The 22,275-nt window shown below is 57.4% G+C and carries 21 protein-coding genes and 1 other RNA gene; 7 read left to right on the top strand and 15 right to left on the bottom strand.

The genetic code is table 11. From position 1 onward, the window contains the following. Nucleotides 1-64: 64 nt before the first annotated feature. From recJ to xerD, 3 genes are read right to left on the bottom strand one after another with little or no spacing between them, the layout of a single operon-like run. Nucleotides 65-1,798: a single-stranded-DNA-specific exonuclease RecJ gene (gene recJ / locus RVY89_RS00825; protein ID WP_484826616.1), complete on the bottom strand. Its 1,734-nt coding sequence runs from the start codon at nucleotides 1,796-1,798 to the stop codon at nucleotides 65-67. Between the two features lie 5 nt (nucleotides 1,799-1,803). Next, nucleotides 1,804-2,517, bottom strand: coding sequence for a bifunctional protein-disulfide isomerase/oxidoreductase DsbC (gene dsbC, locus RVY89_RS00820; RefSeq protein WP_029740340.1), 714 nt, complete (start codon nucleotides 2,515-2,517; stop codon nucleotides 1,804-1,806). A gap of 28 nt (nucleotides 2,518-2,545) precedes the next feature. Beyond that, complete coding sequence (gene xerD, locus RVY89_RS00815) at nucleotides 2,546-3,442, bottom strand: site-specific tyrosine recombinase XerD (RefSeq protein ID WP_484826615.1); 897 nt, start codon at nucleotides 3,440-3,442, stop codon at nucleotides 2,546-2,548. Between the two features lie 101 nt (nucleotides 3,443-3,543). Between xerD and fldB the strand changes: the two genes are divergently transcribed. Next, nucleotides 3,544-4,065: a flavodoxin FldB gene (fldB, locus tag RVY89_RS00810; protein WP_023309099.1), complete on the top strand. Its 522-nt coding sequence runs from the start codon at nucleotides 3,544-3,546 to the stop codon at nucleotides 4,063-4,065. 6 nt (nucleotides 4,066-4,071) lie between these two features. Here the strand turns inward: fldB and RVY89_RS00805 are convergent, their stop codons facing one another. Both RVY89_RS00805 and sdhE read right to left on the bottom strand, forming a co-directional pair. Next, on the bottom strand, nucleotides 4,072-4,482 hold the full coding sequence (locus RVY89_RS00805) for a protein YgfX (protein ID WP_484826614.1): 411 nt from the start codon (nucleotides 4,480-4,482) through the stop codon (nucleotides 4,072-4,074). Beyond that, complete coding sequence (sdhE, locus tag RVY89_RS00800) at nucleotides 4,463-4,729, bottom strand: FAD assembly factor SdhE (RefSeq protein WP_010435322.1); 267 nt, start codon at nucleotides 4,727-4,729, stop codon at nucleotides 4,463-4,465. Before sdhE ends, RVY89_RS00805 begins: the two co-directional genes overlap by 20 nt. A gap of 294 nt (nucleotides 4,730-5,023) precedes the next feature. On the opposite strand from sdhE, the gene ygfZ reads away from it, so the two are divergent. Then, nucleotides 5,024-6,004, top strand: a complete 981-nt coding sequence (gene ygfZ / locus RVY89_RS00795; protein WP_029739202.1) for a tRNA-modifying protein YgfZ — start codon at nucleotides 5,024-5,026, stop codon at nucleotides 6,002-6,004. Between the two features lie 98 nt (nucleotides 6,005-6,102). Here ygfZ and trhA read toward each other — a convergent pair whose 3' ends face one another. Continuing rightward, nucleotides 6,103-6,762 (bottom strand): PAQR family membrane homeostasis protein TrhA, encoded by a 660-nt coding sequence (trhA, locus tag RVY89_RS00790; protein WP_148243533.1) that lies wholly within the window; start codon nucleotides 6,760-6,762, stop codon nucleotides 6,103-6,105. Between the two features lie 265 nt (nucleotides 6,763-7,027). Here trhA and RVY89_RS00785 point away from each other — a divergent pair, with 265 nt between their 5' ends. Both RVY89_RS00785 and bglA read left to right on the top strand, forming a co-directional pair. Beyond that, entirely contained in the window at nucleotides 7,028-7,759 is a 732-nt protein-coding gene (locus RVY89_RS00785) for a MurR/RpiR family transcriptional regulator (RefSeq protein ID WP_484827884.1), read from the top strand. 116 nt (nucleotides 7,760-7,875) lie between these two features. Beyond that, nucleotides 7,876-9,309: a 6-phospho-beta-glucosidase BglA gene (bglA, locus tag RVY89_RS00780; RefSeq protein WP_484826613.1), complete on the top strand. Its 1,434-nt coding sequence runs from the start codon at nucleotides 7,876-7,878 to the stop codon at nucleotides 9,307-9,309. A 77-nt stretch (nucleotides 9,310-9,386) separates the two neighbouring features. Here the strand turns inward: bglA and RVY89_RS00775 are convergent, their stop codons facing one another. From RVY89_RS00775 to RVY89_RS00740, 8 genes are all read right to left on the bottom strand, one after another. Then, entirely contained in the window at nucleotides 9,387-10,130 is a 744-nt protein-coding gene (locus tag RVY89_RS00775) for an SDR family oxidoreductase (protein WP_484826612.1), read from the bottom strand. A 70-nt stretch (nucleotides 10,131-10,200) separates the two neighbouring features. Beyond that, nucleotides 10,201-13,074, bottom strand: coding sequence for an aminomethyl-transferring glycine dehydrogenase (gene gcvP, locus RVY89_RS00770; RefSeq protein ID WP_484826611.1), 2,874 nt, complete (start codon nucleotides 13,072-13,074; stop codon nucleotides 10,201-10,203). A 126-nt stretch (nucleotides 13,075-13,200) separates the two neighbouring features. Beyond that, entirely contained in the window at nucleotides 13,201-13,590 is a 390-nt protein-coding gene (gcvH, locus tag RVY89_RS00765) for a glycine cleavage system protein GcvH (RefSeq protein WP_008499718.1), read from the bottom strand. Nucleotides 13,591-13,613: 23 nt separating this feature from the next. Further along, complete coding sequence (gene gcvT / locus RVY89_RS00760) at nucleotides 13,614-14,708, bottom strand: glycine cleavage system aminomethyltransferase GcvT (RefSeq protein WP_484826610.1); 1,095 nt, start codon at nucleotides 14,706-14,708, stop codon at nucleotides 13,614-13,616. 520 nt (nucleotides 14,709-15,228) lie between these two features. Beyond that, the gene (gene ubiI, locus RVY89_RS00755) at nucleotides 15,229-16,431 is read right to left on the bottom strand and encodes an FAD-dependent 2-octaprenylphenol hydroxylase (RefSeq protein WP_484826609.1); all 1,203 of its coding nucleotides are present in this window, start codon (nucleotides 16,429-16,431) and stop codon (nucleotides 15,229-15,231) included. A 12-nt stretch (nucleotides 16,432-16,443) separates the two neighbouring features. Continuing rightward, complete coding sequence (ubiH, locus tag RVY89_RS00750; protein ID WP_484826608.1) at nucleotides 16,444-17,622, bottom strand: 2-octaprenyl-6-methoxyphenyl hydroxylase; 1,179 nt, start codon at nucleotides 17,620-17,622, stop codon at nucleotides 16,444-16,446. Continuing rightward, nucleotides 17,619-18,932 carry a Xaa-Pro aminopeptidase gene (gene pepP, locus RVY89_RS00745; RefSeq protein ID WP_484827883.1) on the bottom strand — a complete coding sequence of 438 codons (1,314 nt, stop codon included), beginning with the start codon at nucleotides 18,930-18,932 and terminating at the stop codon, nucleotides 17,619-17,621. Before pepP ends, ubiH begins: the two co-directional genes overlap by 4 nt. Nucleotides 18,933-18,962: 30 nt before the next feature. Continuing rightward, complete coding sequence (locus RVY89_RS00740; RefSeq protein ID WP_024906571.1) at nucleotides 18,963-19,541, bottom strand: YecA/YgfB family protein; 579 nt, start codon at nucleotides 19,539-19,541, stop codon at nucleotides 18,963-18,965. Between the two features lie 168 nt (nucleotides 19,542-19,709). Between RVY89_RS00740 and zapA the strand changes: the two genes are divergently transcribed. The 3 genes from zapA (at nucleotide 19,710) to RVY89_RS00725 (ending at nucleotide 20,885) form a co-directional block, all read left to right on the top strand. Next, nucleotides 19,710-20,039, top strand: a complete 330-nt coding sequence (gene zapA / locus RVY89_RS00735; protein ID WP_006811891.1) for a cell division protein ZapA — start codon at nucleotides 19,710-19,712, stop codon at nucleotides 20,037-20,039. 41 nt (nucleotides 20,040-20,080) lie between these two features. After that, nucleotides 20,081-20,264, top strand: a non-coding RNA gene (ssrS, locus tag RVY89_RS00730) — 6S RNA. Between the two features lie 24 nt (nucleotides 20,265-20,288). Beyond that, nucleotides 20,289-20,885: a 5-formyltetrahydrofolate cyclo-ligase gene (locus RVY89_RS00725; protein WP_484826607.1), complete on the top strand. Its 597-nt coding sequence runs from the start codon at nucleotides 20,289-20,291 to the stop codon at nucleotides 20,883-20,885. Nucleotides 20,886-20,991: 106 nt separating this feature from the next. Here RVY89_RS00725 and serA read toward each other — a convergent pair whose 3' ends face one another. Continuing rightward, nucleotides 20,992-22,224 carry a phosphoglycerate dehydrogenase gene (serA, locus tag RVY89_RS00720; protein ID WP_032643292.1) on the bottom strand — a complete coding sequence of 411 codons (1,233 nt, stop codon included), beginning with the start codon at nucleotides 22,222-22,224 and terminating at the stop codon, nucleotides 20,992-20,994. Nucleotides 22,225-22,275: the final 51 nt, after the last annotated feature.

The raw sequence follows: 22,275 nt of genomic DNA, 5'->3' as shown, positions 1-22,275 counted from the left end.
AAAATGCGGTGATAAGAGCGGGATTGTACCGAATCCACGCCCTTTTTTATAGAGATTACTGCCGCTAAATTGGCCAGATATTGTCGATGATGATCTGTAGGGTGCGGTTACCGCGAAACTCGTTGATGTCCAGTTTGTAAGCCAGCTCGACCTCGCGCACGCCGTTGTCCGGCCATACCGCCGTGTCAACGTTAAAGGCAATGCCGTCCAGCAGCGGGCCGCCGCCGACCGGCTCAACCATCACCTTCAAATGACGTTCGCCGACGATGCGCTGCTGCAGCAGGCGAAAACGACCGTCGAACAGCGGTTCCGGGAACATCTGCCCCCACGGGCCGGCATCGCGCAGCATTTGCGCCACGTCCATCGTCATTTCAAGCGGTGAGAGCTCGCCATCGGACACTACTTCTCCCTGCAGCAGGGCCGGGTCAATCCAGTCGGTGACAAGCTCGCCGAACAGGCGCTGAAACTCGTCGAACTTCGCCTCTTCCAGCGACAGGCCAGCCGCCATCGCATGGCCGCCGAACTTGATCATCAGGCCCGGGTACAGCGTATCAAGCCGCTCCAGCGCGTCACGCATGTGTAGGCCCTGAATCGAGCGGCCAGAGCCTTTCAGCGTGCCGTCGCCCGCGGGGGCGAACGCGATCACCGGGCGGTGGAAGCGCTCTTTAATGCGCGACGCCAGAATGCCGACCACGCCCTGATGCCACTCGGGATGGTACATCGCCAGGCCGCCCGGCAGCGTATCGCCGCTGCGTTCAAGCTTTTCGCACAGGGTCAGCGCTTCGGCCTGCATTCCCTGCTCAATCTCTTTACGGGTCTGGTTCAGGGCGTCCAGCTCGTTGGCCAGCACGCGCGCTTCACCGATGTTGTCGCACAGCAGCAGCGCCACGCCAACGGACATATCGTCCAGCCTTCCGGCTGCGTTAAGACGCGGCCCAAGGGCGAAGCCCAAATCGCTTGCCGCCAGCTTGAGCGGGTCGCGGTTGGCGATTTCCAGCAGCGCCTTGATCCCCGGACGGCACTTGCCCGCCCGAATGCGGCTTAAGCCCTGCCAGGTCAAAATACGGTTGTTGGTATCGAGCGGCACCACGTCCGCGACGGTGCCCAGCGCCACCAGATCGAGATATTCGGCCAGGTTCGGTACGGCAATACCGCGAGATTCGAACCAGCCCTTATCGCGCAGCAGGGTACGCAACGCCAGCATCAGATAAAACGCCACGCCGACACCGGCCAGGGATTTCGATGGGAAATCGCAGTCGCGCAGGTTGGGGTTAATAATCGCTTCCGCTGCGGGCAGCGTTTCGCCCGGCAGGTGGTGATCCGTGACCAGCACAGGGATCCCCAACGCATGGGCATGATCGACCCCCGCATGGGAAGAGATCCCGTTATCGACGGTCATGATCATCTGCGCACCGCGGGCGTGGGCCTGATCGACCACTTCCGGGCTGAGTCCGTAGCCGTCTTCAAAACGGTTCGGCACCAGATACGTGACGTTATCGCAGCCCAGCGCGCGCAGGCTGAGCACGCTCAGCGCGGTGCTGGTTGCGCCGTCGGCGTCGAAATCGCCTACCACCACAATCCGCGTTCCCTCACGAAGCGCGTTGTAGAGCATCTCAGCGGCTTTTTCGATACCGCTCAACCGCTGCCAGGGCAGCATCCCTTTCACGCTGCGTTCAAGATCCTCAGCGCTACGCACGCCTCGGCTGGCGTAGAGACGCTTAAGCAGCGCCGGGAGATCGTCCGGCAAATCAACGCGTTCAACCGCCTCGCGGCGGCGCAATTTTATCGGGGCTTTCACGCGGATTATTTACCACCAAACTGTTTCTGGTGCGCGTCGAGAAACTCTTTCATCTCTTTTGGACCCTGATAGCCCGGAACAACATACCCGTTGCTCAGAACAATCGCTGGCGTACCGCTCACGCCAAACTGCACGCCCAGCGCGTAGTGGTTAGCAATATCAATGTCGCAGGAGGCCGGCTTAACGCCTTTGCCGTTCATCGCGTCGTCAAACGCTTTGTTGCGGTCTTTCGCACACCAGATAGCCTTCATGTCCTGCTCCGGCTGGCTCTGTACGCCCGCGCGCGGGAAGGCCAGGTAGCGCACGGTAATGCCCAGCGCGTTGTAGTCTTTCATCTCTTCATGCAGCTTGTGGCAGTAGCCGCAGGTGATGTCGGTGAAGACGGTAATGACGTGTTTTTCCTGCGCCGCCTTATAGACGATCATCTCTTTTTCGAGCGCGTTCAGGTTTTTCATCAGCAGCTGGTTGGTCACGTTGACCGGCTGCGCGCCGCTCACGTCGTACATTGGCCCCTGAATAATGTGTTTGCCGTCTTCGGTGACGTACAGCACGCCGCTGTTGGTCAGTACCGTTTTCATGCCGGCAACCGGTGCAGGCTGAATATCGCTGCCGGTGACGCCAAGCTTAGCGAGCGACTGTTTGATAGCGGCGTCGTCCGCATGGGCGAAACCGGTAAAGGAGGCTGCCAGCAGGGTGAACAGCGCGAAAGACTTTTTCATATGTGATCCTGTTACAATTCGTCGGCACTCACGCACGAGGGTGGTGCTGTTGGTGTAGCTGCCGCAGGCGTTCCGTCGCGACATGGGTGTAAATTTGCGTCGTGGAAAGATCGCTGTGGCCCAGCAGCATCTGCACCACGCGTAAATCAGCGCCGTGGTTTAACAGATGCGTCGCGAAGGCGTGACGCAATACGTGCGGCGAAAGCTTTTCACTGTCGATACCCGCCAGTGTGGCGTAATGCTTGATGCGATGCCAGAACGTTTGCCGCGTCATCTGCTGTGCGCGCTGGCTAGGAAACAGAACGTCGATAGACGTACCATTAAGCAGCCACGGGCGACCATGCTCCAGATACGTTTCCAGCCAGTAAACCGCCTCTTCACCCAGCGGAACCAGCCTTTCCTTGTTTCCTTTACCGATGACGCGCACCACGCCCTGACGCAGGCTGATGTCGCTCATCGTCAGGCCAACCAGTTCCGAAACGCGCAGGCCGGTAGCATACAATAGCTCAAGCATGGCTTTATCGCGTAACTCCAGCGGCAGGTCAACAGCCGGTGACTGTAATAATCTCTCAACTTGTGCTTCGCTGAGATCTTTCGGCAGCCGCTGCGGAAGCTTAGGAGATGCCAGCAGCGCGCTGGGATCGTCTTCGCGAATCTTCTCACGGTAGAGGTGCTGGAACAGCCGACGCATGGCGCTGAGCAAACGCGCGGAACTGGTGGCTTTGTAGCCCCCCGCGACACGTTCCCCAAGCAGCGCCTGCAGATCGTCACGCTGTGCGCTCGCAAGGGATAACCCCCGGTGCGCAAGCCACTCCACCAGCATGGTGAGATCGCGACGGTAGGCGCTGAGGGTATTCTCGGCCAGATTTTTCTCCAGCCACAGCGCGTCGAGAAACTGTTCGATCAGTGCGAGATCCTTTTCCACATCAGCCCCTTTGATTCTGCAGTCAGGCCATTATGCCTGATTACGACCGGTTTCTGGTACACTACGCGCATAGTGAAAGCAAGAATTGAGATAGTTACGCGATGAATATTGGTCTGTTCTATGGTTCCAGCACCTGCTACACCGAAATGGCGGCAGAGAAAATTCGCGACATCATTGGCCCGGAACTGGTGACGTTGCATAACCTGAAAGATGACGCGGTCGCGCTGATGGAACAGTACGATGTCCTGATCCTTGGCATCCCAACCTGGGATTTTGGTGAGATACAGGAAGACTGGGAAGCCATCTGGGATCAACTCGATTCAGTCAATCTCGACGGCAAAATCATCGCCATGTACGGCATGGGGGATCAGCTGGGCTACGGGGAGTGGTTCCTGGACGCGCTCGGCATGCTGCATGACAAGCTGGCGCCGAAAGGGGTGTCGTTCATCGGCTACTGGCCAACCGAAGGTTACGAGTTCACCAGTAAAAAACCGATTATTGCCGACGGCGAGCTGTTTGTTGGGCTCGCGCTGGATGAAACCAACCAGTACGATCTCAGCGATGAACGCCTGCAAAGCTGGTGCGAGCAGATTCTGGGCGAAATGGCGGAAAAGTTTAGCTAACGCGCGTTACTCCTGCGTCGTCTGTTGCAACAGCATCCGGCGCAGGTCTCGCCACTCGGCAGCATCCATACTGTCAGCCGCCAGCCACAGATGCTGGCAACGCCCGCCGTCCACCTTGCGTAACCGCAACATCATGCCGCAGTTGAGCATCCAGGGCATACCGAGGATATCCCACTCTTTACCCTGCCAGCGCAGACGGGAATCCATCAGTAATTTAATCTCTCCCTGGCGGGCATTAATGCGACGCTGGCTGCGTACGCTGTCAAAAACGACAAACGACAGTAACAGCAGCCACAGCGGCGTATAGCTCAGCGGCCACGGCATCAGTAACACAATGGCCGCAACCAGGCCGTGGAGCAATAAAGACATCCACTGCGAGCGCCACGAGACGCGAAGATCAGATTGCCACAGGACCACGTTCCCGATTCCGTGTTTGAATTAATTGCACCATCCGTTGCAACTCGGTGTCGGCGGGTTTGCCGTGGTTCATCAGCCAGTTGAATAAATCCGGATCGTCAGACTCAAGCAGGCGAACAAACAGACGCTTATCATCATCGCTTAAGCTGTCATACTCATATTCGAAGAAAGGCATGATGGAAATATCAAGTTCACGCATGCCGCGACGGCACGCCCAGTGAATACGGGCCTTGTTGTTAATATCCATGTTCAGTTTCCTGCATTACGTTTGGCACAGTCGGTACCCCGTTCAGTGTTCTTTATTTCTCTACGGGGACACCAGCTAGTGTAACGTGTTTTTGACCGTTTCATTACTGGAATATTGCGATCGCCGAGCAGGCTTCCAGAATAATCCCTACAAAGACAGAGGATTACATTATTTTGCGTAGCGCTACGCATAACCGGTTTAGGGCACAAATGGTCTGTTGAAAGCGCTTGCATTGCCTGCAGGCTCTTTTACCATTAGGCATTATCAAAGCGTTAAGCAATTCAGGATATCGTTATGGCATTTACACCATTTTCTCCTCGCCAGCCCGCCGCCTCTGCGCGTCTGCCGCTGACGCTTATTTCTCTTGATGACTGGGCGCTGGCAACGCTCACCGGTGCCGACGCCGAAAAATATCTGCAGGGCCAGGTGACCGCCGACGTCAGCCAGATGACCGAACACCAGCATCTGCTGGCCGCGCATTGCGACCCAAAAGGCAAAATGTGGAGCAACCTGCGCCTCTTCCGCCGCCAGGACGGCTTTGCCTTTATTGAGCGCCGCAGCCTGCAAGAGGCCCAGCTCAAAGAGCTGAAAAAGTACGCGGTCTTTTCCAAAGTCACTATCGCCCCGGACGACGAACATGTCCTGCTGGGAGTGGCCGGGTTCCAGGCGCGTGCGGCGCTGAAAAATCTCTTCAGCGAACTGCCGGATGCTGAAAAGCAGGTGGTTAGCGAAGGCGCAACCTCCATCCTGTGGTTTGAACACCCGGCGGAGCGTTTCCTGTTAGTCACGGATGCGGCAACGGCCGAACGCGTGACCGAAGCGCTGCGCGGCGAAGCGCAGCTCAACAACAGTCAGCAGTGGTTGGCGCTGAACATCGAAGCGGGTCTGCCGGTGATTGACGCCGCAAACAGCGCGCAGTTTATTCCTCAGGCAACGAACCTGCAGGCGCTGGGCGGCATCAGCTTTAAAAAAGGCTGCTACACCGGCCAGGAGATGGTGGCGCGTGCAAAATTCCGCGGGGCAAACAAACGAGCGCTGTGGACGCTGGCGGGCCATGCCAGCCGCGTACCTGAAGCGGGTGAAGACTTAGAGCTGAAGATGGGTGATAACTGGCGCCGCACCGGCACCGTGTTAGCCGCCGTACAGCTGGATGATGGACGCCTTTTGGTACAGGCCGTCATGAACAACGACATGGAAGCCGACAGCGTGTTCCGCGTGCGTGACGATGCGAATACGCTGAGCATCGAGCCGCTGCCGTATTCACTGGAAGAGTAATGCTGTATCGCCCGGTGGCGCTGCGCTTACCGGGCCTACGGTTTTAGTGTCCTCCCTCTCCCTGTGGGAGAGGGCCGGGGTGAGGCACGGTGGAAAAACTACGCCTGCCCCACGTACAAATAAATAGCCAAAAAGTGGCATACGCTGCCGCCCAGCACAAAGCCGTGCCAGATGGCATGGTTGTACGGGATGCGCTTGCAGACGTAGAAAATCACGCCGAGCGAGTACACCACGCCGCCCAGGGCCAAAAGCGTCACGCCCCCTACCGACAGTTTGACCGCCAGTTGATACACCACAATCAGCGACAGCCAGCCCATTGTCAGATAGGTGACCAGTGACAGCACCTTAAACCGGTGCGCAATGGTCAGCTTAAACAGGATCCCCAGCAGGGCCAGGCTCCAGATAACAATCATCAGGCCACGCGACAGCGGTGAGTTAAGCCCCACCAGCAGAAACGGCGTGTAGGTGCCTGCAATAAGAAGATAGATAGCGCAGTGGTCAAATTTCTTGAGCCACGTCTTGGCCCGCTGATGCGGGATCGCGTGATACAGCGTCGACGCCAGGAACAGCAGGATCATACTCCCGCCATACAGGCTGTAGCTGGTAATAGCCATCGCGCTGGCATTGGCATCCACCGCCTGCACCAGCAATAACACTAAACCGACAATCCCAAACACCAGGCCAATGCCGTGGCTGATGCTGTTGGCTACTTCCTCAGCCAGCGAATATCCCTGTGCGATTAATGGTCTGCTCACCATACAAAACTCCGGGAAAACAAAAGATGATTATTCATCGCATAACTATGCTAACTGAGAATGATTCCAGTGAACACCTGTTAGCTAAAATAATTTCATTTCAAAATTTATACCTAAAAATCATAGATATAAAGAAATCTTTCACCTAACAATTGTTCACATAAAAATTTAATCATTATGAATCAAGAGCATAAAAATGGATCCTGCCCTCTGGGTGCATGTTATGATATGACGATGAGGTCAGAATGAGAGTTATGCCATTGTGAGTATGTTCACCCACTCCGCCATTGCCAGTCTCAACAACCTGGAGATGATGGTCTACAACTATGTCATAAAAAATCGTGACAAAGTCATGTACATGACCATCCGCGAGCTGGCGGATGCAGCGGGTGTCTCAACCACCACTATCCTGCGCTTTTGCCGCAAGCTTAACTGCGAAGGGTATTCTGAATTCCGCGTGCGATTTAAGCTTTATCTTGAACAGAACGAGCCCCAGCAGGCGAATTTCGGTGCCAGCGAAATTATCAGCTTTTTTAAAAGCGTGAACAATGAAGAGTTCGACGCGTTATTAGATAATGCGGTAGATATTATTTTATCATCCGAGCGAATTATATTTGTCGGTGCCGGGACATCGGGTTCGCTGGCAAAATATGGCGCACGTTTCTTTTCTAATATCGGTAAATTCAGTAACCATATTGACGACCCTTATTTCCCGGTCACCAATGATATGGCGAAAAATGCGCTGGCGATTGTGCTCTCCGTCTCGGGAGAGACCGAGGAGATCCTGCGCTTCGCCAGCCAGTTCAGCCTGCATCACTGCAAGGTGCTCTCTATTACCAGCCACGAGCACTCGCGACTCGCAAAACTGGCGGACTTTAATCTCTCCTGGCACGTTCCTCAGACGCGTATCGCAGGCGTCTACGACATCACCACGCAAATTCCCGTCATTTATATTCTGGAATCTCTCGGGCGTAAACTGGCGAAGAAACTCACGGAATAAAACATCCTGTTTTTTTGATGTAACAAATCACATTTACTGTGAATTGTTATATCGTGACATTTAATTTCGCTTTGCTAGACTCGATGCCAATAAGCCATTTATTGAGAATAGCAGCGATGAAAAAACTGACCTTACCAAAAGATTTTTTATGGGGCGGCGCGGTTGCCGCTCACCAGGTTGAAGGCGGCTGGAACAAAGGCGGCAAAGGGCCAAGCATTTGCGACGTATTGACCGGCGGCGCGCACGGCGTGCCGCGCGAAATCACGCAGGAAGTAGTGCCGGGTAAATACTACCCAAACCACGAGGCCATCGACTTTCACGGCCACTATAAAGAAGACATCAAGCTGTTTGCCGAGATGGGCTTCAAGTGTTTCCGCACCTCTATCGCCTGGACGCGCATCTTCCCGAAAGGTGACGAAGCGCAGCCAAACGAAGAGGGGCTGAAGTTTTACGACGACATGTTCGATGAGCTGCTGAAGTACAACATCGAACCGGTGATCACCCTCTCCCACTTCGAAATGCCGCTGCACCTGGTGCAGGAGTACGGTAGCTGGACCAACCGTAAAGTGGTCGATTTCTTTGTGCGCTTCGCGGAAGTGGTTTTTGAGCGCTACAAAAACAAGGTCAAATACTGGATGACCTTCAACGAAATCAACAACCAGCGCAACTGGCGCGCGCCGCTGTTCGGCTACTGCTGCTCGGGCGTGGTCTATACCGAACATGACAATCCGGAAGAGACCATGTATCAGGTCCTGCACCACCAGTTTGTGGCCAGCGCCCTGGCGGTGAAAGCCGCGCGCCGCATCAACCCGGAGATGAAAGTCGGCTGCATGCTGGCGATGGTGGCGCTCTATCCGTTCTCCTGTAAACCGGAAGACGTGATGTTCGCCCAGGAATCGATGCGCGAGCGCTACGTCTTTACCGACGTCCAGCTGCGCGGTTACTACCCGTCCTACGTGCTGAACGAGTGGGAGCGCCGCGGATTCTCCATCAAAATGGAGGCAGGCGACGAGCAAATCCTGCGTGAAGGCACCTGCGACTACCTGGGCTTCAGCTACTACATGACCAACGCGGTGAAGGCGGAAGGCGGTACCGGCGATGCGATCTCAGGTTTCGAAGGCAGCGTGCCGAATCCGCACGTGAAGGCGTCCGACTGGGGCTGGCAGATTGATCCGGTAGGCCTGCGCTATTCTCTGTGCGAACTGTACGAGCGTTACCAGAAGCCGCTGTTTATCGTGGAAAACGGCTTCGGCGCCTACGACAAGGTGGAAGAAGACGGCAGCATCAACGATGACTATCGTATCGACTACCTGCGTGCCCACGTGGAAGAGATGATCAAAGCCGTCACCCACGATGGCGTGGATCTGATGGGCTATACGCCATGGGGCTGTATCGACTGCGTGTCGTTCACCACCGGCCAGTACAGCAAGCGCTATGGCTTTATCTACGTGAACAAGCACGACGACGGCACGGGCGACATGTCGCGTTCCCGTAAGAAGAGCTTCGAGTGGTATAAAGGCGTGATTGCCAGCAACGGCGAGGCGCTGTGATTTTTTGCCCGGTGGCGCTGCGCTTACCGGGCCTACTACTCGTGTAGGCCGGGTAAGGCGAAGCCGCCACCCGGCTTTTATTTCCCGCCAGCCAACTCTATAAAACTGCCCGTGACGTACGACGCCTTTTCGCTCAGCAGCCAGACAATCGCCTGGGCGACCTCTTCCGGCTGGCCGCCGCGCTGCATCGGCAGTAACGATTTTACGCGATCCACTCGCCCCGGCTCTCCGCCGGAAGCATGGATATCGGTATAGATCAGACCCGGACGGACGCAGTTGACGCGAATGCCCTGCGCCGCCACCTCCAGCGACAGTCCGGTTGTTAGCGAATCCACCGCCCCCTTGGACGCGGCGTAATCCACATATTCACCCGGCGCGCCCAGGCGCGACGCCGCGGAAGAGACATTCACTATCGCCCCACCCTTGCCGCCATGTTTGAAGGACATGCGTTTTACCGCTTCCCGGCAGCAGAGAAAGTAGCCCGTAACGTTGGTCGCCAGGACGCGGTTAATGCGCTCGGCGGAGAGATTCTCGATGGTGGATTGCTCAAACAGAATCCCCGCATTATTGACCAGCGCGGTCAGCGGCTCGCCTTCGCGATCGAGGCTGTTAAACATCGCCAGCACCTGAGCTTCATCGCTGATGTCTGCACGTACGGCAAAGGCTTTCCCGTCCGCATCCACAATCTGCCTGATGACGTCCGTCGCGGCTTTAATGTTGTGATGATAGTTCACCGCCACGGTGTAGCCTTCGCGAGCCAGCTGCAGCGCGGTGGCTTTCCCGATTCCGCGGCTGGCGCCGGTGACCAGTGCAATTGCCATTCGTTTCTCCCAATAAAAAAGCCGGGTGGCGGCTTCGCCTTACCCGGCCTACGTTACTACATCAGCAATATTACTGGTATTCGCTCATCGGTACGCAGGAGCAGAACAGGTTACGGTCGCCGTAGACGTCATCGAGACGCTTCACGGTCGGCCAGTATTTGTTCGCCACACCTGCCGGGAAGACCGCCAGCTCGCGGGAATAGCCGTGGTTCCACTCTGCTACCATTTCGTGCTGGGTGTGCGGGGCGTTGACCAGCGGATTATCTTCCAGCGTCCACTCGCCGTCCTGCACGCGGTCGATCTCCATGCGGATCGCCAGCATCGCGTCGATAAAGCGGTCCAGCTCGGCTTTGCTTTCAGATTCCGTTGGCTCCACCATCAGCGTACCCGCTACCGGGAACGACATGGTAGGCGCATGGAAGCCGTAGTCGATCAGGCGCTTGGCGATATCCAGCTCGCTAATGCCGGTCTGCTCTTTCAGCGGACGAATATCCAGAATGCACTCGTGCGCCACGCGACCGTCGCGGCCGGTATAGAGCACCGGGAAGGCGGACTTCAGGCGCGTCGCAATATAGTTGGCATTCAGGATCGCCACCTGGCTCGCCTGCTTCAGCCCTTCCGCGCCCATCATACGGATATACATCCAGCTGATTGGCAGGATAGAGGCGCTGCCGAACGGTGCCGCAGAGACTGCGCCCTGACGGGTCAGCATGCCTTCAATCTGCACCACGCTGTGGCCCGGCACAAACGGCGCCAGGTGCGCTTTAACGCCGATAGGACCCATGCCCGGGCCGCCACCGCCGTGAGGGATGCAGAAGGTTTTGTGCAGGTTGAGGTGCGATACGTCCGCGCCGATAAAGCCCGGTGAGGTAATGCCCACCTGAGCATTCATGTTTGCGCCGTCGAGGTAAACCTGACCGCCGAACTGGTGCACTACTTCACACACTTCACGGATGGTCTCTTCGTACACGCCGTGGGTAGACGGGTAGGTCACCATGATGCAGGAGAGCTTGTCGCCCGCCTGCTCGGCTTTCGCACGCAGGTCGGCCAGGTCGATGTTGCCGTTCTTATCGCACGCCACCACTACCACTTCCATGCCGGCCATTTGGGCAGAGGCCGGGTTGGTGCCGTGGGCGGAGCTTGGGATCAGGCAGATATCGCGATGGCCTTCGTTGCGGCTTTCGTGATAGTGACGGATAGCCAGCAGGCCCGCGTATTCACCCTGCGCGCCGGAGTTCGGCTGCATGCAGAGCGCGTCGTAGCCGGTCAGCTTCACCAGCCAGTCTGAAAGCTGGTTAATCATCACGTGATAACCTTCCGCCTGCTCCGGCGGGCAGAACGGGTGCAGCTCGGAGAATTCAGGCCAGGTGATCGGAATCATCTCTGCCGCGGCGTTCAGCTTCATGGTGCAGGAGCCCAGCGGGATCATCGCCTGGTTCAGCGCCAGATCCTTGCGCTCCAGAGAGTGCATATAGCGCATCATCTCGGTCTCGCTGTGGTAGCGGTTAAAGACCGGATGCGTCAGGATTGCGTCGTTACGCAGCATGCTGTCCTGAATGGAGCGGCTGTCGAGCGCGACCTCTTTGTCGAGCGCATCAACGTCCAGACCGTGCGCGTCACCCAGCAGCACGCTGAACAGGTTCAGGATATCGTCGCGGGTGGTGCTTTCATCCAGCGTAATGCCGACGGCGTTGTGGATGTCGCTGCGCAGGTTGATCTCTGCCGCATTCGCACGCGCCAGCACGGCCGCTTTGTCCGCCACGTCCACGCACAGGGTGTCGAAGTAGTGGGCATGGCGCAGCTTAAGGCCTTTCTGCTGCAGGCCGCAGGCCAGAATATCGGCCAGGCGGTGAATGCGGCTGGCAATGCGCTTCAGGCCTGCCGGGCCGTGGAACACGGCGTACAGGCTGGCGATGTTTGCCAGCAGCACCTGCGAGGTACAGATGTTAGAGTTCGCTTTTTCGCGGCGGATATGCTGCTCGCGGGTCTGCATCGCCATGCGCAGCGCGGTATTACCGGCAGCATCTTTGGATACGCCGATAATTCGGCCAGGCATGGAGCGTTTGAATTCATCTTTCGCGCCGAAGAACGCCGCGTGTGGACCGCCGTAGCCCATCGGTACGCCGAAGCGTTGTGCAGAGCCAAATACGATATCTGCGCCCTGTTTGCCCGGCGCCGTCAGCAGCACCAGCGCCATAAAATCGGCGGCAACGCTGACAACCACTTTGCGGGATTTCAGCTCGGCAATCAGCGCGCCGTAGTCGTGAACTTCACCGGTAGTGCCCACCTGCTGCAGCAGCACGCCAAAGACGTCCTGATGATCCAGCACTTTGTCAGCGTCGTCGACAATCACGTCAAAGCCGAAGGTTTCCGCACGTGTGCGCACCACGTCCAGCGTCTGCGGATGCACGTCCGCCGCCACGAAGAAGCGGTTGGCGTTTTTCAGCTTGCTCACGCGTTTTGCCATCGCCATCGCTTCGGCAGCGGCGGTCGCTTCATCCAGCAGAGAAGCAGAGGCGATATCCATTCCGGTCAGGTCCAGCGTCACCTGCTGGAAGTTCAGCAGCGCTTCCAGGCGGCCCTGGGATACTTCTGGCTGATACGGGGTGTAAGCGGTGTACCAGCCCGGGTTTTCCAGCATGTTGCGCAGGATAACCGGCGGCAGCTGCACGTTGGTGTAGCCCATGCCAATGTAAGACTTATAGCGCTTGTTGAGGCCGGCGATAGCCTTCAGCTCCGCCAGCGCGGCGAATTCCGTCGTGGCTTCACCCACCTGAGGCGGCGTGGCAAGCTGGATGTCTTTTGGCACAATCTGGCCGATCAGTGCGTTTAATGAATCCGCGCCAACCGTCTTCAGCATCTCCTGCTGTTGCTGAGCATCCGGCCCAATGTGACGTTCAATGAAGGCGCCACGGTTTTCAAGCTGGCTTAAAGTCTGTGTCATGAGCGATGGTTCCTGAAACGTGCAGTGAATGTGTTTTCTCCCTCTCACTTAGGGAGAGGGCTGGGGTGAGGGTGTCGTCTGTTCCCCTCACCCTACCCTCTCCCCAAAGGGGAGAGGGATAATGGCTTACTCGTCTTCTAACAGTGCTTCGTACGCGGTCGCATCCAGCAGCGCGGCAACCTGGGATTCGTCGCTGGCTTTGATCTTGAAGATCCAGCCGCCTTCATAAGGCTCGCTGTTAACCAGCTCTGGCGAATCGCTCAGCGCGTCGTTAACGGCAACAATCTCACCGCTTACCGGCGCGTAGATATCGGATGCCGCTTTTACGGACTCCGCCACGGCGCAGTCGTCGCCCGCGCTAACGGTCGTACCCACGTCAGGCAGGTCAACAAACACCATGTCGCCCAGCAGCTCTTGCGCGTGCTCGGTGATCCCTACGGTGTAAGTGCCGTCCGCCTCTTTGCGCAGCCACTCGTGTTCTTTGCTGTATTTCAGTTCTGCTGGCACATTGCTCATTGAAGTTCTCCTGATAAAAATGATTAGGCGACCGGCTTACCGGCGCGAACAAAAATCGGTTTGGTTACGTTGACGGGCATTTCGCGGTTGCGGATTTGCACCACCGCCGTTTCGCCAATCCCCGCCGGCACGCGTGCCAGTGCAATACTGTAGCCCAGGGTCGGGGAGAAGGTACCGCTGGTGATCACGCCTTCGCGAGGATTGCCGTCGGCATCGGTAAAGCGCACCGGCAGTTCGCCGCGCAGCACGCCCTTCTCGGTCATCACCAGGCCCACCAGCTGTTCAGTGCCCTTCTCGCGCTGCATCTCCAGCGCTTCACGGCCAATAAAGTCACGGTCAGCCGGTTCCCACGCGATGGTCCAACCCATGTTGGCGGCCAGCGGAGAGACGCCTTCGTCCATCTCCTGACCGTAGAGGTTCATGCCCGCTTCCAGACGCAGCGTATCGCGCGCGCCCAGACCCGCAGGCTTCACGCCCGCTTCCACCAGCGCACGCCAGAAATCAGCGGCCTTCTCGTTCGGCATGGCAATTTCGTAGCCCGCTTCACCGGTGTAGCCGGTGGTGGCGATAAACAGATCGCCCGCCTGCACGCCGAAGAACGGCTTCATGCCAGCGGTGGCTTTGCGCTGCTCGTCGTTAAACAGAGAGGCGGCTTTCGCCTGCGCGTTCGGCCCCTGCACGGCGATCAGCGACAGATCGTCACGGACGGTGATGTCGATGGCATAAGGTTCGGCGTGTTGGGCGATCCAGGAGAGGTCTTTTTCGCGGGTGGCGGAGTTTACAACGAGGCGGAAGAAATCTTCAGTGAAGTAATAGACGATAAGGTCATCAATCACGCCGCCCGAGGCATTCAGCATGCCGGTATAGAGCGCTTTACCCGGCGTCTTCAGTTTGGCGACGTCGTTTGCCAGCAGATAACGCAAAAACTCCCGGGTGCGGCTACCGCGCAGATCGACAATTGTCATGTGGGACACGTCGAACATACCGGCATCGGTGCGCACCGCGTGGTGCTCATCAATCTGCGAGCCGTAGTGCAGCGGCATCATCCAGCCGTGGAAGTCCACCATGCGGGCGCCGCATAACACGTGTTGTTCGTACAAAGGAGTCTGTTGAGCCATCTTGTCCTCGTTGAAAAATTCACCGTGAAACCCGGTATCGGCCCCGCGTTCGGGCACCGACGCAAACGTTCTCTTTTACCTGAACTTACCACCGAAACCGGCGGTTAACCATAAGGCAAAATGGGTCATCACATTAGCTTATGACCAAAAAACGCTAAAAAGCCTACAGAGTTATTCACTGGAAAAATGCGATTAACCCCGCACAAAATTAACAATGATCTAACAGGATTTAGCACATGGTGATATTTCGTGCGGAAAATCGGGCCGAATTTCCGTAACGAGAAAAACACGACATTAGATTATCTAATGCGAAAAATGACGTGAAATTAGAATATTTCAAACGAGGGAATTTCCCCGGCGCAGAGGCCGGGAAAAGAAAGTGTGACAGGGGTCAATACACAAAATCATTCAAGTTGCATCAAGGCGGCAAGTCTGAGAGTCCCCAGGAGCTTACATAAGTAAGTGACTGGGGTGAGCAGACGCGGCCAACGCAGAGGCAGCTTGAAGGATGACGTGTATTTTAACGTAGCCAGTCCGGCAGGTCGTTAAGACCCATCGCCTGACGGAGGAGCTGGGGCTTAACGCCCGGAAGGGTGTCAGCAAGCTTGAGGCCGATATCGCGCAGCAGTTTTTTCGCCGGATTCGCCCCGGCAAACAGCTCGCGGAAGCCCTGCATGCCCGCCAGCATCATCGCTGCGCTGTGCTTGCGGCTGCGCTCGTAGCGACGCAGATAGAGATGCTGACCGATGTCTTTCCCTTCGCGATGCAGGCGACGCAGCTCCTCAACCAGCTCCGCCGCGTCCATAAAGCCTAGGTTAACGCCCTGCCCGGCCAGCGGATGAATGGTATGCGCCGCATCCCCCACCAGCGCCAGACGGTGCGCGGCAAACTGACGCGCGTAGCGGCCGGTTAACGGGAATACCTGACGCTCGCTTTCAAGCGTGCACAGGCCAAGGCGGTTATCAAAGGCCACGCACAGCGCCTGGTTAAAGGCGTCCGGCGTCGCCTCATGCATCTGCCGGGCTTTCTCCGGCACCAGGGACCAGACAATCGAGCACAGGTGCGGATCGGCAAGCGGCAGGAACGCCAGTATGCCGTCGTTGTGGAAAATCTGGCGCGCCACGCCGCCGTGTGGCTCTTCGGTGCGGATCGTCGCGACCAGAGCGTGATGACGATAGTCCCAGAAGGTCAGCGGGATATCGGCTTTATTACGCAGCCAGGAGTTGGCACCGTCAGCACCGACAACCAGACGCGCGGTCAGCATATCGCCGCTCTGCAGGGTGATAAACGCCTCGTTTTCGCCCCATGCCACCTGCTGGACCTGCGCAGGCGCAATCAGCGTCACGTCGCTGCACTGCTGTGCTTTCTGCCACAGCGCGTGGTGGATCACCGCGTTTTCAACAATGTGACCCAGATGGCTGTAGCCCATGCTTTCATCATCAAAAGCAATATGACCAAAGCTGTCTTTATCCCACACTTCCATGCCGTGATAGCAGCTGGCGCGGTTCGCCACAATATCTGACCAGACGCCAAGGTGCGTCAGCAGCTTTTCGCTGGCCGCATTAATTGCCGAGACGCGGAGTTCCGGCGGCGCATCAGGGGCAACGGGCTGGGGCTGTTTTTGCTCCAGCACCGCCACGCGCAGGCCGCTGCCCTGTAAACCACAGGCCAATGCCAGTCCGACCATTCCGCCGCCAACGATGGCGACATCAACATTTTGCACGGTGATAACTCCTTAACGCGCGACCCAACCCAGGGTCCGCTGCGCCAGCACGTCACGTGCCGGAATGAATAGTTCCATCGCCATCAGCCCGAGGTTGCGGCCCGCAACCAGCGGTGCCCAGCGATTGGCAAAGAGATGGACCAGGCCATCGGTCACACCGATGGTGGCCTCTTTATCCGCCTGACGGCGCTTCTGGTAATGACTCAGCACCGAATACGCCCCGCAGTCTTTTTGCTCGCTCCACGCCTGCGCCAGCGATTCGGCCAGGCTCATGACGTCGCGTAAACCAAGGTTAAAGCCTTGCCCCGCGATGGGGTGCAGCGTCTGCGCGGCATTACCGACAAGCGCCAGACGATGGGAGATGGACTGAGATGCCGTGGTGAGCGAAAGCGGATATACCGTCCGCTTGCCGGCATGGGTAATACGCCCCAGCCGCCAGCCAAAGGCTTTTTGCAGCTCGGTACAAAAACGTTCGTCGGACCAGGCCTTCACCTCTTCAGTCTTATCCTGCGGATGACACCACACCATGGAACAGCGCCCGTCCGACATCGGCAGCATCGCCAGCGGACCATGCTGCGTAAAGCGCTCAAACGCCCTGCCGCTGTGGTCAGCTGCGGTAGCAACGTTCGCAATGACCGCCACCTGGCCGTAAGGCTGCTGGCGCCACTCCACGCCGCACTGGGCGCCGAGCGACGAGCGCGAACCGTCCGCGGCGACCAGAAGCTCGCCTTCAAGGACGGTGCCGTTTTCCAGCGTCACGCTGACCGACGCTTCACTTCGGCTCACGCTGGCCACCCGCGCGGGGCAATGCAGCGTGACGCCCGGCGCGTCCTGGAGCAGGCGGAACAGACGTAATCCGACGTCGTGTAGCTCAACAACCTGACCCAGGGCATCAATCCGGTAATCCTGCGCGTCCAGCGTGACAAACCCCGCATGGCCGCGATCGCTGACGTGAACGGTTTTAATTGCCGTGGCGCGGTCAGCAATGGCCTGCCAGATGCCAATGCGGGAAAGCTGCTGGCAGGTGCCCTGCGCCAGCGCAATGGCGCGGGCATCAAAACCGGGGTGGTTGGACGCCTCTGGCGCAACGGCTTCGACCAGGTGCACCGGAAGCTGCCCCTGCGTCAAATGCGAAATGGCCAGCGCCAGCGTGGCCCCGGTCATGCCGCCGCCAACGATAATCACGCTCATGCGCGCGCCGCTGCCATCAGCGCCTCGATATCGTCAGCGCTTTTCACGACGCTGGCGGTCAGGTTTTCGTTACCGGTCTCGGTAATTACGATGTCATCTTCAATACGAATGCCAATCCCGCGGTACTCTTCAGGCACGTCGGCATCCGGCGCGATATACAGACCCGGCTCCACGGTTAACACCATGCCCGGCTCCAGCACGCGCGAACGGTCGGTGCCGTATGCGCCAACGTCATGCACGTCCAGCCCCAGCCAGTGGCTCAGGCCGTGCATAAAATACGGTCGATGCGCATTTTCAGCAATCAGGGTGTCTACGTCCCCTTTCAGGATACCGAGCCTGACCAGACCGGTAATCATGATACGCACCACTTCGCCGGTCACTTCCTGGATGGACGTACCCGGACGATACAGCCTGAGCGCCGTCTCAAGGGATTCGAGAACAATGTCGTAAATCGCGCGCTGTGCCGGCGAGAATTTACCGTTCACCGGGAAGGTACGGGTGATGTCCCCCGCGTAGCCCTGATATTCGCAACCGGCGTCAATCAGCACCAGATCGCCGTCGCGCAGCGCACTTTCGTTTTCGGTGTAGTGCAGAATGCAGCCGTTTTCCCCGCCGCCAACGATGGTGTTGTAAGACGGATAACGCGCGCCGTGGCGGTTAAATTCGTGGTGAATTTCGCCTTCCAGCTGGTATTCGAACATCCCGGGACGGCATTTCTCCATCGCGCGGGTGTGCGCCAGCGCGCTGATTTCGCCCGCGCGGCGCATCACGTTCAGCTCTTCTTCAGACTTGAACAGGCGCATCTCATGCACCACTGGACGCCAGTCCGTCAGCGTAGCCGGTGCGGACAGGTTCTGCCGCGAGCCTTTGCGCAGCTTATCCAGCGCGGTGAAGACAATCTCATCGGCGTAAGCATATTCGCCCTGCGCGTGATAGAGCACGTCGAGGCCGTTAAGCAGCTGATAGAGCTGCTGGTTGATTTCGCTAAACGCCAGCGCGCGGTCAACGCCCAGCTTTTCCGGTGCGGCCTCCTGCCCTAAGCGGCGGCCAAACCAGATTTCAGCGGTTAAGTCTCGTACGCGGTTGAAAATCACGCTGTGATTGTGGGTGTCATTGCTCTTAATCAGCACCAGCACCGCTTCCGGCTCGTTAAAGCCGGTGAAGTACCAGAAATCGCTGCTCTGGCGATAGGGATATTCGCTGTCGGCGCTGCGCGTCACTTCGGGCGCGGCAAAAATCAGCGCAGCGCTGCCCGGCTGCATTGTTGCCAGCAGCGCCTGACGGCGGCGCGAATACTCTTGACTTGAGATAACCATGACACCCTCCTGTGCGTTATTTTTTTAATGTAAGGTTGGCTTACGAACTTCCGGTGCGGTCGGCTGTGAGCGCGTAAAGTTGTCGTGGCACAGCAGAGCCGCCACGCGCACGTACTCGATAATCTCTTCAAGCGACATTTCCAGCTCTTCCTGGTCTTCGTCTTCATCGTAGCCAAGCTGGGCGATGTTACGCAGATCGTCGATCGCTTCACCCGCTTCGCCGGTCACTTTATCCAGTTTAGGCTGCGTGACGCCTAGACCCAGCAGATAGTGGTTTACCCACCCCGCCAGCGCATCGGCGCGATCGAACACGCTCACGTCGTCGCCTTCAGGCAGATAAAGCTGAAAAAGGAAGCCATCGTCTTCCAGCGAATCGCTGATGGCGGCGTGCATTTTACGCAGCGCTTCCGCCAGCTCGTGACCAAACGCCAGACCTTCATTCGTGAGGTCGTGGATCAGCGGCTGCCATGAGCTGTCGCTGTTTCCGCCGCACAGCATGCCACTGATCAGACCGTGCATTTCGGCAGGGGTTAGACCGACTCCCTGCTGGTTCAGTAACTGGTTTAAATCCTTGTAACCAGGCATTTCGTTCTGTATAGACATGCGCATTCGTCATCATTGGGGGGAAGTTTCATGATATGCTACCACTTTGGACCCTGGTGATACCAGAAAAGGGCTTGTATCTTCACATCAGGGTAGCTATAGTGTCGCCCCTTCGCAGCCCCCGGGGCATCAGGCGAAGGCAGCGCAGTCAATCAGCAGGAAGGTGGCATGTCTGCACAACCCGTCGATCTCCAGATTTTTGGCCGTTCACTGCGAGTGAATTGTCCGCCTGAACAAAGGGATGCTTTGAATCAGGCTGCGGACGATTTGAATCAGCGGTTGCAAGATCTAAAAGAACGCACTAGAGTCACAAATACTGAGCAGCTGGTTTTCATCGCCGCGTTGAACATCAGCTATGAACTGACTCAGGAAAAAGCTAAGACCCGCGACTACGCGGCAAGCATGGAGCAGCGCATTAAAATGCTCCAGCAGACCATAGAACAGGCATTGCTTGATCAAGGTCGCAATCCCGAAAGACCGGGACCCAAGTTTGAATAACACTTCTCAGTTGACTATGGTAGAGTAACTGTGAAGACAAAATTTCTCTGAGATGTTCGCAAGCGGGCCAGTCCCCTGAGCCGATATTTCATACCACAAGAATGTGGCGCTCCATGGTTGGTGAGCATGCTCGGTCCGTCCGAGAAGCCTTAAAACTATGACGACACATTCACCTTGAACCAAGGGTTCAAGGGTTACAGCCTGCGGCGGCATCTCGGAGATTCCCTCTCTTTTCTTCTACCGACTACCATGACTCAATTCCCTGAAGTTTCGGCTTCACGCCAGGACATTCGTCAGCTTATTCGTCAACGCCGCCGTGCGTTAACCCCCGTTCAGCAAGCGCATTTTGCCCAGCAGGCCGCCGCCCGTATGATGGCGTATCCCCCTGTCGTGATGGCCCACACGGTTGCCCTGTTTCTGTCGTTTGACGGCGAACTGGACACCCAACCGCTGATAGAGCAACTCTGGCGCGCCGGGAAGAAGGTATACCTGCCGGTGCTGCACCCGTTCAGCGAAGGCAATCTGCTGTTTTTGCACTATCACCCGCACAGCGAGCTGGTGGTGAATCGTCTGAAAATCACTGAACCGAAACTCGACGTGCGCGACGTGCTCCCGCTGTCACAGCTGGATGTGCTGATTACCCCGCTGGTCGCGTTTGATGAACAGGGACAGCGTCTGGGAATGGGCGGTGGTTTTTACGACCGGACGCTGCAAAACTGGCAGCAGTATGGGTTACAGCCGGTGGGCTATGCGCATGATTGCCAGGGCGTGGAGGCGTTGCCGGTAGAAAAATGGGATGTGCCGTTGCCGGCGGTGGTGACGCCATCGAAGTTGTGGGAGTGGTGAAACAGGCGTGCAGCCTAATGCCCTCACCCCAGCCCTCTGCCACAGGGAGAGGGTGAAAACATAAAAACGGTAACTATCGTTACCGTTTTGCATTTACCTCACACCATCAGTACAGCAGACGCGCGCGAATCGTCCCCGGAATGGCCTTCATGCTCAGCAACGCTTTCTCGGCAACATCGTCATCCGCTTCGATATCAATAACCACATAGCCCATCTGCGAGTTGGTCTGCAGATACTGCGCGGCAATGTTGACGCCCTGCTCGGCAAAGATCTGGTTGATCGCGGTCAGCACGCCCGGACGGTTTTCGTGGATGTGCAGCAGACGACGACCACCGTGCAGCGGCAGCGACACTTCCGGGAAGTTCACCGCAGAAAGCGTAGAACCGTTGTCGGAGTATTTGCTCAGCTTACCCGCCACTTCCAGACCGATATTCTCCTGCGCTTCCTGGGTAGAACCGCCGATATGCGGCGTCAGGATCACGTTGTCGAACTCGCACAGCGGAGAGGTGAACGGATCGCTGTTGGTGGCTGGCTCCGTCGGGAAGACGTCGATGGCAGCGCCCGCCAGGTGCTTGCGCTTCAGCGCATCCGCCAGTGCCGGGATATCGACAACCGTACCGCGCGCGGCGTTAATCAGCAGTGAGCCCGGCTTCATCAGCGCCAGCTCTTCCGCGCCCATCATGTTTTTGGTGGACGCATTTTCCGGAACGTGGAGGCTCACTACGTCACTCATGTTCAGCAGGTCAGACAGGTGTTGAACCTGGGTGGCATTGCCCAGCGGCAGCTTGCTTTCGATATCGTAAAAATAGACATGCATACCGAGAGATTCCGCCAGAATCCCCAGCTGGGTACCGATGTGGCCATAGCCGATGATACCCAGTTTTTTTCCACGGGCTTCGTAGGAGCCCGCCGCCAGCTTGTTCCACACGCCGCGGTGCGCCTTGGCGTTCGCCTCCGGAATGCCGCGCAGGAGCAGCAGCAGTTCGCCAATCACCAGCTCCGCCACGGAACGGGTGTTGGAGAACGGGGCGTTGAAGACAGGAATACCGCGTTTCGCGGCAGCATTCAGGTCAACCTGGTTGGTACCGATGCAGAAGCAGCCGATAGCCACCAGCTTTTCCGCCGCGGCAATAACGTCTTCAGTCAGGTGGGTACGGGATCGCAGGCCAATGAAGTGGGCATCACGGATGGACGCTTTCAGCTCTTCGGTATCGAGCGCCCCTTTGTGAAATTCGATGTTAGTGTAACCTGCCGCACGAAGGCTATCGATTGCTTTTTGATGCACGCCCTCGACCAGCAGGAATTTAATCTTGTCTTTCTCCAGTGATACCTTTGCCATTTACCCGACCCTGTTTTTGTCTGAACTGATGTTGTGCTGGATATAAATCCG

It is taken from the genome of Enterobacter sp. 3U4 (assembly GCF_057224565.1).
This window is presented reverse-complemented; position numbering and strand designations above follow the sequence as displayed.

Coding starts and splice junctions, on each gene's coding strand:
- dsbC (WP_029740340.1), bottom strand. CDS start 2,517: ATGAAAAAGTCTTTCGCGCTGTTCACCCTGCTGGCAGCCTCCTTTACC.
- fldB (WP_023309099.1), top strand. CDS start 3,544: ATGAATATTGGTCTGTTCTATGGTTCCAGCACCTGCTACACCGAAATG.
- sdhE (WP_010435322.1), bottom strand. CDS start 4,729: ATGGATATTAACAACAAGGCCCGTATTCACTGGGCGTGCCGTCGCGGC.
- ygfZ (WP_029739202.1), top strand. CDS start 5,024: ATGGCATTTACACCATTTTCTCCTCGCCAGCCCGCCGCCTCTGCGCGT.
- trhA (WP_148243533.1), bottom strand. CDS start 6,762: ATGGTGAGCAGACCATTAATCGCACAGGGATATTCGCTGGCTGAGGAA.
- RVY89_RS00785 (WP_484827884.1), top strand. CDS start 7,028: ATGTTCACCCACTCCGCCATTGCCAGTCTCAACAACCTGGAGATGATG.
- bglA (WP_484826613.1), top strand. CDS start 7,876: ATGAAAAAACTGACCTTACCAAAAGATTTTTTATGGGGCGGCGCGGTT.
- RVY89_RS00775 (WP_484826612.1), bottom strand. CDS start 10,130: ATGGCAATTGCACTGGTCACCGGCGCCAGCCGCGGAATCGGGAAAGCC.
- gcvP (WP_484826611.1), bottom strand. CDS start 13,074: ATGACACAGACTTTAAGCCAGCTTGAAAACCGTGGCGCCTTCATTGAA.
- gcvH (WP_008499718.1), bottom strand. CDS start 13,590: ATGAGCAATGTGCCAGCAGAACTGAAATACAGCAAAGAACACGAGTGG.
- gcvT (WP_484826610.1), bottom strand. CDS start 14,708: ATGGCTCAACAGACTCCTTTGTACGAACAACACGTGTTATGCGGCGCC.
- ubiH (WP_484826608.1), bottom strand. CDS start 17,622: ATGAGCGTGATTATCGTTGGCGGCGGCATGACCGGGGCCACGCTGGCG.
- RVY89_RS00740 (WP_024906571.1), bottom strand. CDS start 19,541: ATGTCTATACAGAACGAAATGCCTGGTTACAAGGATTTAAACCAGTTA.
- zapA (WP_006811891.1), top strand. CDS start 19,710: ATGTCTGCACAACCCGTCGATCTCCAGATTTTTGGCCGTTCACTGCGA.
- RVY89_RS00725 (WP_484826607.1), top strand. CDS start 20,289: ATGACTCAATTCCCTGAAGTTTCGGCTTCACGCCAGGACATTCGTCAG.
- serA (WP_032643292.1), bottom strand. CDS start 22,224: ATGGCAAAGGTATCACTGGAGAAAGACAAGATTAAATTCCTGCTGGTC.